The sequence below is a fragment of the Paenibacillus ottowii genome, assembly GCF_006874425.1.
GTDB lineage: Bacteria > Bacillota > Bacilli > Paenibacillales > Paenibacillaceae > Paenibacillus > Paenibacillus ottowii.
This window is the reverse complement of the sequence record NZ_VIJZ01000006.1, coordinates 46516-60147: the sequence shown is the minus strand read 5'-3', so window position 1 is coordinate 60147 and position 13632 is coordinate 46516. Positions and strand designations below refer to the sequence as shown.

Genomic DNA, 13632 nt, shown 5'->3' with positions numbered 1-13632 from the left:
TAGGCTTTTTAGAGATAAAATCCTGTACAAATTGGTTTATTTTTCGTGCCTTTAACCTCTCCAGGAGTCGAATCAACGGATTTGACTCTTTTTTGTTTTTTAATATGCTGGAGGAGCGGGTTGAAATGAACTTGGTACATGTGTTAGAAACAATTAGCAGTTGGATATGGGGGGCGCCCCTCATCATTCTTGTCATGGGAACAGGCTTATGGCTGACCATACGACTAAAAATGTTGCAGGTATTCCGGCTGCCCTTGGCGATCAAGCTCATCGGTAAGGCCCCGAATGAAGGCAGCGGGGATGTAAGCAGCTTTGCGGCTTTGAGTACGGCGCTGGCGGCTACCGTTGGCACAGGAAGTATTGTCGGTGTAGCGACAGCCATTAAGCTGGGCGGGCCGGGTGCCTTGTTCTGGATGGTTGTAGCAGCCTTCTTTGGGATGGCGACGAAATACGCGGAAGGTGTACTTGCGGTTAAATACCGGGTGAAGGATCGGAATGGACAATTCTCCGGCGGCCCGATGTATTATATTGAAAAAGGCCTGGGACGTCGTTTCAAACCGTTGGCGATGCTGTTCGCTTTTTCAGGGATGCTGGTAGCGTTGTTCGGGATCGGAACATTTCCTCAGGTCAAGGCGATTGTATCTTCCACTGAAAATAGTTTTGGCATTCCGCCGATTGTAACGGCACTGACGATTGCTGTCCTTACAGCTCTGGTCACCATTGGAGGACTCAAAAGCATTGCCAAGGTATCGACGAAGGTCGTTCCTTTTAAAACAGGCTTGTACGTACTGATTTGTATCATTGTACTGATTCGGTTTGCTGATCAGCTTCCTGCCGCAATCGCGCTTGTGCTTCATTCGGCATTTTCAACGACATCGGCAACGGGTGGATTTGCAGGAGCTACGATTATGCTGGCTATGCGCAGCGGGGTAGCCAGAGGTATTTTTGCCAATGAGGCTGGATTGGGAAGCGCACCGATTGCAGCCGCAGCTGCCAAAACCAAATGGCCTGCGGAACAAGGGCTGATTTCCATGACGGGCGTGTTTATCGATACGATGGTTATTTGTGTGATGACCGGGTTAACGCTGCTGGTTAGCGGGGTGTGGAGCGGGCCTACCGATGCAGGCTTGATGACTCAGCAAGCCTTCTCCAGTGCATTTCCGCTGGGAGCAGAACTGCTCACCATCATCCTGATTATGTTCGCATTCACCACCATGCTCGGCTGGAACTATTACGGGGAGCGCTGTGTTGAGTACTTGCTTGGGGTCAAGTGGATCAAGCCTTATCGTTATCTGTTCATTGTACTGGTTGGCGGGGGCGCGTTCATTAAACTGGATGCGATATGGCTGCTGGCAGATATTTTTAACGCAATGATGGCTTTTCCGAACCTGATTGCATTGCTCGGCTTGTCAGGAATTGTAGTCGCCGAAACTCGCACTTATATGAATACTTTGTATCCTAATAAGAAAAAAGGGATTCTTGCAGGTGCCAATGTAGGGGCTGCTATCCAAGTAGAAGAAAAAGGACAAACAGTTAACTCATAAATACTAAAAGGGAGTGCTCTCAGCCATCACAGGCTTGAGGGCACTCCCTTTTGAATGTTATCGCCAACATGAGGAATATCATCCTCTATCCGTACGTGGGATGATTACATGGCAGCCGGAGAACAACTTCTGTTATAGGAAGATCGCACGTGTTTAAGTCAGGGGATTAGCTTATGACATTAATCGTTGTATCTCATCTTTCAGAGCTTCGGACCGAGTACCGAAAATAACCTGCAGGGTACCGTTCCCCAATCTGATGATCCCCGATGCTCCGAGCTGCTTAAGAGCTTGATCGTTAACCGCTTTGTCGTCTTTGACGACAAGGCGTAGCCGCGTGATACAGGCATCAATGCTTTGGATATTATCTGAACCACCTAGATAGGCTAGGACCTTGTCTGCGTGACTGGACGGAGTGTCGGATGAGGTGCTCGCCTTTCCAGCAGGTACGGATTCGTTAGTCTTAGACAGGAGATCGTCATCTATATCGTCTTCACGCCCGGGAGTCTTTAGGTTGAATTTGAGAATGATGAAGCGGAACAGAAAATAATAAACGAAGGCGAAGACAAGTCCGATTGGGATCATTCGCAATGGGTGGGTGGAGAGCTTCATATTGACCAGATAGTCAATGAGTCCTGCTGAAAAAGAAAAGCCAAGCTTGACATCCAATAGGTATACGACCAGACCGCTCAGCCCTGTCAGCAGAGCATGAACGCCGTAAAGTAATGGCGCAATGAACATAAACGAAAATTCGAGGGGTTCAGTAATTCCAGTGAGGAACGATGCCAGCGCAGAACCGATGAAAATGGAGGCGACCGCTTTACGTTTTTCCGGCCTGGCTGTATGGATGAATGCGAGAGCCGCTGCTGGCAGAGCAAACATCATAATGGGGAAGAAGCCGGACATGAACATACCTGCCGATGCATCGCCTGCAAAAAAACGCGTCAGGTCACCGTGAACGACTTCACCTGCTGCATTGGTATAGTTGCCAATTTGAAACCATGCGATTGAGTTCAACACGTGGTGCAGACCGAGCGGGATCAGTAGTCGATTGGCAATCATGAACACCATGGATCCGACTCCGCCAAAGCCGACAATCCAGTTGCCGAAGGCTGCAATTCCATCTTGTATCGGACTCCAGATCATGCCGAGCAGAATGGCCAGAATCATGGTCGTAAAGGCTGTAATCATGGGTACAAAACGTTTGCCTGAAAAAAATCCAAGCCAGTCTGGAAGTTGAATATTGTGATATTTTTTGAATAAAAAAGCAGACCATCCGCCGATAAAAATACCGCCCAATACGCCCATATCCAGTTTGACATCGTCGGGAATATACGCGAATATACCCGGTACGGCTGCCAAAATACGGGTTAGCACCATATAGGCGATGACCGCAGATAGTGCGGCAACCGCATCTCCTGCCAAGCCGATCGCAACACCGATGGCAAAAATTAATGCCAGGTTGCCGAAGATGGCCCCCGCGCCTTCGTTCAAAAAAGGAGTGACATAATGATTTAAAAAACGACCTACCGCAGAGCCAAGCGGAATATCCTTCTCATAGTTGATCAGAGCCAGCCCCTGCAAAATTCCCGCCGCGGGTAGCGTGGCTACCGGGAGCATTAACGACTTTCCGATTTTTTGCAGAAATTTCAGCATAACATTCTTCCCTTCTTCATCAAGTATGGGAGTGTCGTATTCATCCTGAAATCTTTACATTCAGCCATTTTTTCACATCATAAATCGGGCAGTCTAACATGGTCAACGATTATTTTAGAATATGAGAAGACGTAAATCCGTAGTTGACATCGCTTACATGCTTATATAATATCAAATTTAAGTTAATAATCGTGACGGAGACAAGAGAGCCACGCAGACATCCCATGGTACAGCACAGGGTTGGTTTGTGATGGCTTTCCTTTTTTGCGCGATGAAAACGATCAGAATCGGATGATCTATTGAGGAGGTTGGTTGTATGTCGCCATACGCAGCCGAATTCATAGGGACAATGATTCTCATTGCCCTAGGTGGCGGAGTGTGCGCAGGGGTGTCCCTGAAAAAGTCATTTGCTCACGCTTCCGGCTGGATTGTAATTGGAATGGGATGGGGGCTTGCGGTAGCTATTGCAGTGTATGCGGTCGGTCAAATCAGCGGAGCGCATTTGAATCCGGCAGTTACACTCGCGTTGGCATTTCAGGGTAGTTTTCCATGGCAGGATGTTCCCGGCTATATTGTGGCCCAGCTTCTTGGAGCCATGGCAGGTGCAGTGATCGTCGTTTTACACTATTGGCCCCACTGGAAAGAGACAGAGGACACGGCAACCAAGCTCGGTGTATTTGCGACAGGACCAGCTATTGATCATCCGTTTGCCAACGTGCTTAGTGAAATGATAGCTACTTTTATCTTTGTTCTTGCTTTACTGTCGTTTGGTGCCAATTCATTTACAGACGGTTTGAAACCGCTGATTGTTGGTTTTTTGGTTGTCAGTATCGGGTTATCCCTTGGAGGCACAACGGGCTATGCCATCAATCCAGCGAGGGATTTTGGACCGCGTCTGATGCATTATTTGCTACCGATTCCCGGGAAGGGAGCTTCCAACTGGGGATATGCATGGGTGCCTATTGTAGGACCGTTATTGGGGGGATCTTTCGCAGGGCCATTTTATCAGGCCGTTTTTAAGGGGAGTGTAACCCCGGCTTTCTGGATTTTATTAGGGGTCATCGTGGTGGTACTTTTGATTACCTTCCGCATCAGTCGTACTTATAAAAATCATAAAATCGATCACAAGCTTACAGCGTAAAAACGATGGATTTACACAGGGAGAGATGAATATGGAAAAATATATTTTGTCACTAGACCAGGGAACGACAAGTTCAAGAGCGATTTTGTTCAATAGCGCAGGAGATGTGGTGTACTCAGCCCAGCGGGAATTTCCGCAATATTTTCCTCACCCCGGCTGGGTAGAGCAGAATGCGAATGAAATCTGGAGTTCTATTCTGGGCGTTATTGCCTCCTGTCTTTCCGAATCCGGTGTAAAAGCAAATCAAATTGCTGCCATCGGCATTACTAATCAGCGGGAATCGGTGGCCGTGTGGGACAAAAATACAGGATTACCCGTGTATAACGTACTCGTATGGCAGTCACGTCAAACCTCGGATATTTGTGATGAATTGAAGCGACAAGGGCATGAGGAGTTGTTTCACAGCAAAACAGGGCTATTGATCGACCCGTATTTTTCAGGCACTAAAGTAAAGTGGATCCTGGATCATGTAGAAGGCGCGCGGGAAAAGGCGGAACGAGGTGACTTGTTATTCGGCACGATTGACTCGTGGCTAATCTGGAAGCTATCCGGCGGAAAGGCTCATGTAACGGACTACTCCAATGCAGCGAGAACGCTGATGTACAACATTTATGAGCTCAAGTGGGATGAAGAGCTGCTGGACATTCTAGGTGTTCCGAAAATCATGCTACCAGAGGTAAGGCCTTCTTCCGAGGTATATGCGCACACCGTGGATTATCACTTTTTTGGTCAGAATGTACCGATCGCGGGTGCAGCAGGCGACCAGCAGGCAGCTTTGTTCGGTCAGGCTTGTTACGAAAAAGGAATGATCAAAAACACTTATGGCACAGGCTGCTTTATGCTCATGAATACAGGGGATCAGCCTGTTGAATCCAAACACGGTCTGATCACGACCATCGCTTGGGGACTGGAAGAAGGCAAAGTACAATACGCGCTCGAGGGGAGTGTGTTTGTTGCGGGGTCCGCGATCCAGTGGCTGCGAGATGGGCTGCGCATGTTCCGTGAGGCGAAGGACAGTGAGCCTTATGCCGCCCGTGTTTCCTCTACAGAAGGGGTGTATCTTGTACCCGCTTTTGTCGGCTTGGGCAGCCCCTACTGGGATAGCGAGGTACGTGGAGCGATGTTCGGTCTGACGCGGGGGACGACGAAGGAGCATTTTATTCGTGCCACCTTGGAGTCACTCGCTTATCAGACCAAAGATGTGCTTACTGCCATGGAGATAGATTCAGGTATTGCGGTGAAGACATTGCGTGTAGATGGAGGAGCCGTGTTGAACAATTTCCTGATGCAATTCCAGAGTGATATTCTGGATGCGACGGTAGAACGACCAGTTATCCATGAGACAACAGCATTGGGTGCTGCATGCCTAGCAGGTTTGGCTGTTGGATATTGGAAGAGTATGGATGAACTTCGTAAGCGGGTGAGGGTGGAAACCTCCTTTACCCCTACGATGGATGAAGCAGCACGTGAAAGCCTGTACGAAGGCTGGAAAAAGGCTGTGAAGGCAACGATGGCCTACAAGTAGCAGCTTAAACGAAAGGGCTTTAGATAGATATTTAAACTGCAGAAAAGGTGACTTCTGAATTCAACAGGAGTCACCCTTTTTAAGGTATGTGCTATCCCTCGACCCTCGTATGGTTCCAATTTTGCTGGGCTCCGCAGGAGGTGCGAATGACTAGTTCGGGCTCTACTTTAATACATTTCGTATTCATTTGTTTGTTCATTAGGTCAAACAGCACCATAGCGGCTAGACGGCCTATTTTTTGCTTGTCTTGTTTTACAGTCGTCAGTGGAGGATCGGTATAACGACAGGCTTCAATATCATCACATCCTATTACGGCGATATCCTCGGGTACCCTTAAGCCGCTTTCCTTGAAAGCACGGATGGCGCCAAAGGCCAGCAGGTCGGTAGCCGCAAAAATAGCTCTTGGTAAATCTCCTTGCTGTATCCACGCCTTTGCGATCTGGTACCCATCCTCTGCCGCATAGTCCTTACCATATACGATCCATTCTGGTCTTACATCAAGACTAAACCGCTTTAGTGAAGCGATAAACGCTTCCTCTCTCTGTTTGATAACCAAGGAGGGGCGTTCAATGCCTATAAAACCCATCTCGCGGTATCCATTCATGTAAAAGTGCTCAACAACCTTCATGGAGATCTTCTGATTGTCGGACATGATGTAGCAGGAACTGGCCCCAGTCAGCTCAATATCGACGCCAATACAAGGGATGGGGCTGGCGTCGAGATCAAAAACACTTTTCTCCACTTCGTCTCCTGCAATAATAATGCAACCGTCCACCGAAAAATATTTCGAGCGAGCTAAATAGTCCTCTCCATTATCGAGAAATTTCTCATTTGAAAAAAACAGCAGATCGTAACCAAGCAAGCCAATCTGCTTTTTAAAAACATTAATGATGTCCACAAAAAAAGGATGACTAAAATCGACATTCAGCTTGCCAGCGAATATAACGCCTACCAGATTGGATTTTTTGGTAGCAAGCGTTTTAGCCGAGGAGGAGGGTCTATAGCCTGTTTCCTCCATGATTTTAAGGACTCGCTGCCTGGTTTCCTCACTGATATCTGTGTAATTGTTTATGATTTTCGAAACTGTTGCTACTGAAACGCCTGCCATACTAGCTATGGTTTTTATGTTCATGGAATCCTCCGCAACTAAACTGATTTAGTTAAATTGGCTTTGCAGTTCAAACTCAATGATTACTCGTATTCTATGCTACCTCATAGAAAAGAGTCAACAAAGCTATTCAAGGATATATTCAAATATTTTCAGGAGTAAGAACGATAATTTAACGTTGTTTTATGTTTTTATAATAATTTATAAAACGCTATTTACAAATACAGGCTATTCGATACATAATAGTAGCTGTAATTAACTAAACCGCTTTCGTAAAAGTAAATGCATTTATTCCAAGATTACAAGGGGGATTTTGCAATGCTGAAAAGTCATGGCTTTCATCACTCATTGTAATCGCTTCAATTTTAGTGTTAACCACCATCGCTTGCTTGCGGTATCCTGATTGATTGTTACACTACCGCTGGTTATTTTGTACATTATTTTCCTCCAGCACTTTATTGTCGGCGGTGCAATGGCTGGAGCTGTGAAGTCTTGATTCCTGAAAGGAAGGCACCGATTATGAGCGAAAATACCTTTGTATTTCCTGCCACATTTATGTGGGGAACTTCAACCTCTTCTTATCAAATTGAAGGGGGCACAAATGAGGGCGGCAGAACGCCCTCTATTTGGGATACTTTCTGCCAAATACCCGGGAAGGTGATCGAAGGGGATTGTGGAGATGTGGCTTGTGACCATTTCCACCGCTTTAAAGAAGACGTGCAATTAATGAAACAGCTTGGCTTTTTACATTATCGTTTTTCTGTAGCTTGGCCACGCATTATCCCCGCGCCCGGCGTGGTTAGCGAAGAAGGGCTGCTCTTCTATGAGCATCTGCTGGATGAGCTTGAGTCGGCCGGGTTAATTCCAATGCTGACGCTGTATCACTGGGATTTACCACAGTGGATTGAGGACGAAGGTGGATGGACGCAGCGAGAGATTATCCAACATTTTAAAATGTATGCCTCTGTAATTATGGACCGATTTGGCGAGCGAATAAAATGGTGGAATACGATAAATGAGCCTTTTTGCGCCTCTATTTTGGGATATGGTACAGGAGAGCACGCCCCTGGTCATGAAAACTGGAGCGAGGCCTTTACTGCCGCCCATCATATTTTGATGTGTCATGGGATTGCGATCAATTTGCATAAGGAAAAAGGATTAACAGGTAAAATTGGTATTACGCTAAACATGGAACATGTGGATGCCGCTTCCGAGCGACCCGAGGACGTAGCTGCTGCCGCCAGAAGGGATGGCTTTATTAATCGTTGGTTTGCTGAGCCATTGTTTAACGGAAAGTATCCTGAAGATATGGTGGAATGGTACGGAACGTATCTGAATGGATTGGATTTTGTACAGCCTGGTGATCTGGAACTGATTCAGCAACCGGGAGATTTTGTAGGCATTAACTATTATACCCGCAGTATCATTCGAGCAACTAACGACGCCTCATTGCTGCAAGTAGAGCAGGTTCACATGGAGGAGCCAGTAACAGACATGGGATGGGAGATTCACCCTGAATCCTTATATAAGCTGCTGACGCGAATTGAGAAGGATTTTAGCAAGGGCCTACCCATTCTGATTACGGAAAATGGAGCAGCGATGAAGGATGAGCTGGTGAATGGACAGATTGAGGATACCGGGCGTCAGCGCTATATTGAAGAGCATTTAAAGGCATGTCACCGCTTTATCCGGGAGGGAGGTCAGCTCAAGGGTTATTTTGTCTGGTCTTTCTTTGATAACTTTGAATGGGCCTGGGGATACAGCAAGCGTTTTGGTATTGTACATATCAATTACGAGACGCAGGAACGGACCCCCAAACAAAGTGCGCTATGGTTCAAGCAAATGATGGCGGAGAACGGGTTTTAAACAGAAAACCAGATGCAAGTTAGCAATAGCTTCAATTTATGTAGGCCGTCATGCTGTAAAGCAGAGCATGGCGGCTTTTTTGTTTTATAAATCTTTGCGTCAGGCAGGGGATCTATGCAGAAAAATCTTGCAGTTCCAATATGACAGGACAGTGGTCACTGCCTGTAATATGGCAATCGATACTTGCATCTATTAATTGCGGACGAAGCCGCTCCGAGACGAGGAAGTAATCAATCCGCCAGCCGATATTCCGTTCCCTTACCTTTGGCATATAGGACCACCAGGAATAAACATCCGTCCGATCAGGATACCAATATCTGAAGGTATCTATAAATCCGGCGGCAAGCAGCTGTGACATACGGTCTCGTTCCTCGGGCGTGAAGCCGGCATTTCCGTAATTGGCTTTGGCATTCTTGAGATCGATCTCTTGATGAGCCACGTTCAGGTCTCCACAAATGATGACAGGCTTCAGAGTGTCTAGTTGTTGCAGATAGTTGCGAAAACGGTCTTCCCATTCCAGCCTGTATGGCAATCGGGATAAGTCCCGTTTCGTATTCGGTGTGTATACATTGACAAGATAAAATTTTTCGAATTCCAGTGTAATCGTTCGACCCTCTGGCTCTTCATTTTCTTCAAGCCCATAATGCACAGAGAGCGGCTTGATTTTGGTGAAAACAGCCGTGCCGGAATATCCTTTTTTCTCAGCGTAATTCCAGTACTGTGAATATTCCTCCATGTTCTCCATGAGAATTTGCCCTTCTTGAAGTTTCGTTTCCTGTACGCAGAAAATATCAGCATTCGTTTCTTTTATATAAGTATAAAATCCTTTGTTTACACACGCTCTTAAACCATTTACATTCCAAGATATTAATTTCATTTGATTAAACTCCTTACTACTCCACGCGATCAAGCGGTGTAATGGTATATCTTCGATTAAAAAGGCTGTCCCAGACAAGCGCTCGAACAGCACGACGGAAACAGCCTTTTCTACATAAAAATAGGTTGTAATACGATGATAGGTTTCAATGTTATAGGGGGATTATGTTGCTAGAAAATAAAAAAAGCTTCCTTAATAGGAAGCTTCGGCTATACGTCCCAGGAGGGATTCGAACCCCCGACCGACGGCTTAGAAGGCCGTTGCTCTATCCAGCTGAGCTACTGGGACATAAAATTCAAGCGAGGATTAATATAACATATGGATGGAAAAGATTCAAGTGTTATTTTGCATAATTCGCTTATTTAGGATCTACACTACATAAATTCAGGCTACACATCGTTTTTTTTGCCTTATATAAGGGTATGTTAGAATACAGGTGAATATGTTGAAGACGAGAAGTTGAACTTCGGCTGCTGTTTCTCATATAATCTACAAATACTTTAGCTTGCGGAGGAGAGGGGGTGCCTTGAAATAAAGGACTCCAAGGTGACGACAAAAGAAAATAATATCGTATTGTTTCCGAAGACCCTGGACTACTATCAAATCCAGCTTACGGTGATGCTTGAAAACGAACGTTATGGAGAGGCGATGGCAATGCTGCGTTTTTTGATGCAGTGTCAAGGGCAGGAGCAGAAACAATACGATGAATGGAATGCTCTATTACAATGGTTGGAAGCTGCATTTCCACAGTACGCTGATAGCGGGGCAGTAACGGACACTGTGGAAGAAGACGAAGTCAGTGAAGTTGAGCTGGCTCGCCGTCATGCGCGCTTTAAGCAGGAACAGGATGCAGGCTACGGTAACAAGCTCTTACAGATGGCTATGGATCAACCGTTATCCGAACAGACGATACTGGCTTTGGAGCAGCTATCCTATTTGGAGCTGCCGGAGATCGACGATGCCTTGCTTCGCTGGATTACGGAACGGGAAATCCATCCTCTTCTCCAATTTCGTGTTCTGCAGACAATGAGACGTCGCGGAATGGAAGGGACGATAGAAATCAGACGGGGTGATGAAAAGGCGGAAATCGATATTGAAACGGTTCCGTTACAGCCGGATGATTTTCCAGAGGCGATTATGCGTATTTTGGAACGGGTAGCCGACCAGACTGAGGTGCATGAGCCTACACTATTCTATTTTGCACAAGAGCTATGGTCACAGTTTGTGATGGCCGTGTACGGTACGAAAGATTACAGATCGATGTTGATCGAAGAGGACGGATTGCCGGATATTTGGGCAGCAGCCCTCCATCAGACTGTTTCGGAAAGCTTGAACGGGAATAATAGTGAAGAGGAAACTCGTGCTATATATGGCATTACAGATGCACTGCGCTTCCGTTTTGAGCAGGCGTATCGATCGATGCGATTATTCGTAGCGTCGGGAATGAACACACCTTAATGACCGGAAACGTTTACCTGTTAAAGCATTCAAGGGCCGCTCTTGAAAAAGACAGTAATGTTAGATATACTATAATGGTTATTTTGTGTGCGTTGATTGTATTGAAAACTAAGTGAAGATTTTGTTGGAGGGGAAAGCATAAAATGAAAGCAACTTGGGAGAAAATAGAGAAGAACCTTGGGGTTCTTGAAGTTGAGGTAGACGCGGATCGTGTAGCCGCTGCACTCGACAAAGCTTTTAATAAAGTGGTTAAACAAGTAAGCGTACCAGGATTCCGTAAAGGTAAAGTGCCACGTCCTATCTTTGAAAAACGTTATGGCATTGAAAGTCTGTACCAGGATGCGATTGACTTCCTGTTGCCTGAAGCTTACAGCCAAGCTGTAGAGCAAACAGACATCTTCCCGGTAGATAGCCCTGATGTTGAAATTGATCAATTTGCTAAAGGCGAATCTTTCAAATTCAAAGCAAAAGTTACGGTTAAACCTGAAGTAACTTTGGGTGACTACAAAGGCGTAGAAGTGCCTGTAAGCAAAATCGAAGTAAGCGACGAAGAACTGGCTCAAGAGCTGGAGCGCCTGCAACAACGTCATGCTGAATTGGTTGTCGTTGATGAAGATGCTGCTCAATCCGGTGATACAGCTATCATTGACTTCGACGGTTCCGTAGACGGCGTACAGTTCGAAGGTGGACAAGCTGAGAAGTATTCTCTGGAGCTGGGTTCCAACACTTTCATTCCTGGCTTTGAAGATCAAGTGATTGGTTTGCACACAGGTGATTCCAAGGATGTTGAAGTAACGTTCCCTGAGAACTACCATTCTGCTGACCTCGCTGGTAAACAAGCTGTATTTAAAGTGAAAGTTCATGAACTGAAACGCAAAGTTCTTCCTGAATTGGACGATGAATTTGCTAAAGATGTAAGTGAATTTGACACGCTTGCTGAATTCAAGGAAGACTTGAAAAAGCAATTGCTGGAGCGCAAAGAAAACGAAGCGAAAGCAGCTCGTGAAGGCGCTGTAGTGGAGAAAGTTGCTGAAAATGCAACAATCGACATTCCTGAAGCAATGGTTAAGAGTGAAGTGCAAAACATGGTTCGCGATTTCGACAACCGTCTGCGCAGCCAAGGCATGAACCTTGAAATGTTCCTCGGCTTCTCCGGTCAAAGCAAAGAAGACCTGGAAGAGCAAATGAAAGCTGATGCTGAGAAGCGCGTACGCAACAACCTCGTGTTGGAGCAAGTGGCTAAAGCAGAAAACATCGAAGTTTCCGAAGCTGAAATCAACGAAGAGCTGCAAAACATGGCTGATACTTACAAACGCTCTGTTGAAGAGATCCGCAGCATTCTGGAAAGTAACGGCTCGTTCGCTAACTTGAAAGAAGAGATCTCACTGCGCAAAACAATCGCTTTGCTGGTGGAAAATAGCAAAGAAGTTGAAGCGCCAGCTGCAGCTGCTGAGTAATTCAAACGATAAAATATACGTGTAGGCTGTAACAGGCTGCAACGTAGTAAATTAGATAAAGATAAGGCACGTAGTGAAAGTTACGTGCCTTATTTTTACCTTAGACAACCCAAATTTTAGTCGTTTATGGAAAGCGCTGAGAATGGTGTTTTTATGTTTTACATAAGTCACTACCGTATATTTGCACATACATACGAAACATGGTTAAATATGAGAAGGTCTCGGCAGGGCGTCTGTAAATAGCCTGCACTTCATATATGAGCAGGCAAATATGACACGAGACTCTGAACATGTTAAAATATTTTGTAAGGTGTTCACGTTTCATGATTGCCGCTTTCGTTTTAATGGGACATAAGGAAGCGGATGAATACAAGTGTTCATTTTAATAAAGAAAAGAGGTTGGTCGTGATGAGTCTCGTCCCTATGGTTGTGGAACAAACGAATCGAGGAGAACGATCTTACGATATTTACTCAAGGTTGCTTAAGGATCGCATCATTTTCCTAAGTGGCCCGATTGATGACGATGTCGCCAATCTCGTCATTGCACAGCTATTGTTCCTTTCTGCGGAAGACCCGGAGAAGGATATTAATTTGTACATTAACTCGCCAGGCGGTTCTGTAACTGCGGGCATGGGTATATATGATACAATGCAATTCATTAAGCCGGACGTATCGACGATTTGTGTAGGCATGGCTGCTAGTATGGGTTCCCTATTGCTCACAGCCGGTGCGCCAGGCAAGAGATACGCGCTTACCAATAGTGAAGTCATGATTCACCAGCCGCTCGGTGGCGTTCAGGGGCAAGCCTCTGACATGCTGATTCATGCGGACTGGATTATCAAAACACGTGCTAAGCTGAATCAAATCTATGTGGAGCGTACAGGTCAGCCCCTCGAAAAAATCGAACGTGATACTGACCGGGATTTCTTCATGGAAGCGGAAGAGGCAAAAGCATACGGTATCATTGACCAGGTGCTGTCTAAACCGATTAATCTGTAAAGGG

General features: G+C 45.9%; 10 protein-coding genes and 1 tRNA gene. 7 read left to right on the top strand and 4 right to left on the bottom strand.

The features are described from left to right. Positions 1 to 125 precede the first annotated feature (125 nt). Positions 126 to 1544 carry an alanine/glycine:cation symporter family protein gene (locus FKV70_RS15070; protein WP_208738413.1) on the top strand — a complete coding sequence of 473 codons (1419 nt, stop codon included), beginning with the start codon at positions 126 to 128 and terminating at the stop codon, positions 1542 to 1544. A 171-nt stretch (positions 1545 to 1715) separates the two neighbouring features. Here FKV70_RS15070 and FKV70_RS15065 read toward each other — a convergent pair whose 3' ends face one another. Then, the gene (locus FKV70_RS15065) at positions 1716 to 3197 is read right to left on the bottom strand and encodes a PTS transporter subunit EIIC (protein ID WP_142613349.1); all 1482 of its coding nucleotides are present in this window, start codon (positions 3195 to 3197) and stop codon (positions 1716 to 1718) included. Positions 3198 to 3513: 316 nt separating this feature from the next. Between FKV70_RS15065 and FKV70_RS15060 the strand changes: the two genes are divergently transcribed. Beyond that, positions 3514 to 4338, top strand: a complete 825-nt coding sequence (locus FKV70_RS15060; RefSeq protein WP_064797466.1) for an MIP/aquaporin family protein — start codon at positions 3514 to 3516, stop codon at positions 4336 to 4338. Positions 4339 to 4369: 31 nt separating this feature from the next. Next, positions 4370 to 5863: a glycerol kinase GlpK gene (glpK, locus tag FKV70_RS15055; protein ID WP_142613348.1), complete on the top strand. Its 1494-nt coding sequence runs from the start codon at positions 4370 to 4372 to the stop codon at positions 5861 to 5863. A gap of 91 nt (positions 5864 to 5954) precedes the next feature. Here glpK and FKV70_RS15050 read toward each other — a convergent pair whose 3' ends face one another. Continuing rightward, entirely contained in the window at positions 5955 to 6995 is a 1041-nt protein-coding gene (locus FKV70_RS15050; protein WP_063212203.1) for a LacI family DNA-binding transcriptional regulator, read from the bottom strand. A gap of 495 nt (positions 6996 to 7490) precedes the next feature. On the opposite strand from FKV70_RS15050, the gene FKV70_RS15040 reads away from it, so the two are divergent. Then, the gene (locus FKV70_RS15040; protein WP_142613347.1) at positions 7491 to 8837 is read left to right on the top strand and encodes a GH1 family beta-glucosidase; all 1347 of its coding nucleotides are present in this window, start codon (positions 7491 to 7493) and stop codon (positions 8835 to 8837) included. Positions 8838 to 8949: 112 nt separating this feature from the next. Here FKV70_RS15040 and FKV70_RS15035 read toward each other — a convergent pair whose 3' ends face one another. After that, the gene (locus FKV70_RS15035; RefSeq protein WP_142613346.1) at positions 8950 to 9714 is read right to left on the bottom strand and encodes an exodeoxyribonuclease III; all 765 of its coding nucleotides are present in this window, start codon (positions 9712 to 9714) and stop codon (positions 8950 to 8952) included. Between the two features lie 214 nt (positions 9715 to 9928). Further along, positions 9929 to 10002 (bottom strand) — tRNA-Arg (locus FKV70_RS15030). Positions 10003 to 10260: 258 nt separating this feature from the next. On the opposite strand from FKV70_RS15030, the gene FKV70_RS15025 reads away from it, so the two are divergent. The 3 genes from FKV70_RS15025 to clpP all read left to right on the top strand — a co-directional run bounded on the left by FKV70_RS15025 (position 10261) and on the right by clpP (position 13628). Then, on the top strand, positions 10261 to 11172 hold the full coding sequence (locus tag FKV70_RS15025; protein ID WP_208738412.1) for a hypothetical protein: 912 nt from the start codon (positions 10261 to 10263) through the stop codon (positions 11170 to 11172). Positions 11173 to 11315: 143 nt separating this feature from the next. Continuing rightward, positions 11316 to 12629, top strand: a complete 1314-nt coding sequence (tig, locus tag FKV70_RS15020) for a trigger factor (protein WP_064797469.1) — start codon at positions 11316 to 11318, stop codon at positions 12627 to 12629. Positions 12630 to 13037: 408 nt separating this feature from the next. Beyond that, positions 13038 to 13628 (top strand): ATP-dependent Clp endopeptidase proteolytic subunit ClpP, encoded by a 591-nt coding sequence (gene clpP, locus FKV70_RS15015; protein WP_063212211.1) that lies wholly within the window; start codon positions 13038 to 13040, stop codon positions 13626 to 13628. The last annotated feature ends 4 nt before the right edge of the window (positions 13629 to 13632 follow it).

What these genes read in the sequence shown, in the direction of transcription:
- FKV70_RS15040 (WP_142613347.1), top strand. Translation starts at nt 7,491, where the DNA reads ATGAGCGAAAATACCTTTGTATTTCCTGCCACATTTATGTGGGGAACT.
- FKV70_RS15065 (WP_142613349.1), bottom strand. Translation starts at nt 3,197, where the DNA reads ATGCTGAAATTTCTGCAAAAAATCGGAAAGTCGTTAATGCTCCCGGTA.
- glpK (WP_142613348.1), top strand. Translation starts at nt 4,370, where the DNA reads ATGGAAAAATATATTTTGTCACTAGACCAGGGAACGACAAGTTCAAGA.
- FKV70_RS15035 (WP_142613346.1), bottom strand. Translation starts at nt 9,714, where the DNA reads ATGAAATTAATATCTTGGAATGTAAATGGTTTAAGAGCGTGTGTAAAC.
- FKV70_RS15050 (WP_063212203.1), bottom strand. Translation starts at nt 6,995, where the DNA reads ATGAACATAAAAACCATAGCTAGTATGGCAGGCGTTTCAGTAGCAACA.
- FKV70_RS15070 (WP_208738413.1), top strand. Translation starts at nt 126, where the DNA reads ATGAACTTGGTACATGTGTTAGAAACAATTAGCAGTTGGATATGGGGG.
- tig (WP_064797469.1), top strand. Translation starts at nt 11,316, where the DNA reads ATGAAAGCAACTTGGGAGAAAATAGAGAAGAACCTTGGGGTTCTTGAA.
- clpP (WP_063212211.1), top strand. Translation starts at nt 13,038, where the DNA reads ATGAGTCTCGTCCCTATGGTTGTGGAACAAACGAATCGAGGAGAACGA.
- FKV70_RS15060 (WP_064797466.1), top strand. Translation starts at nt 3,514, where the DNA reads ATGTCGCCATACGCAGCCGAATTCATAGGGACAATGATTCTCATTGCC.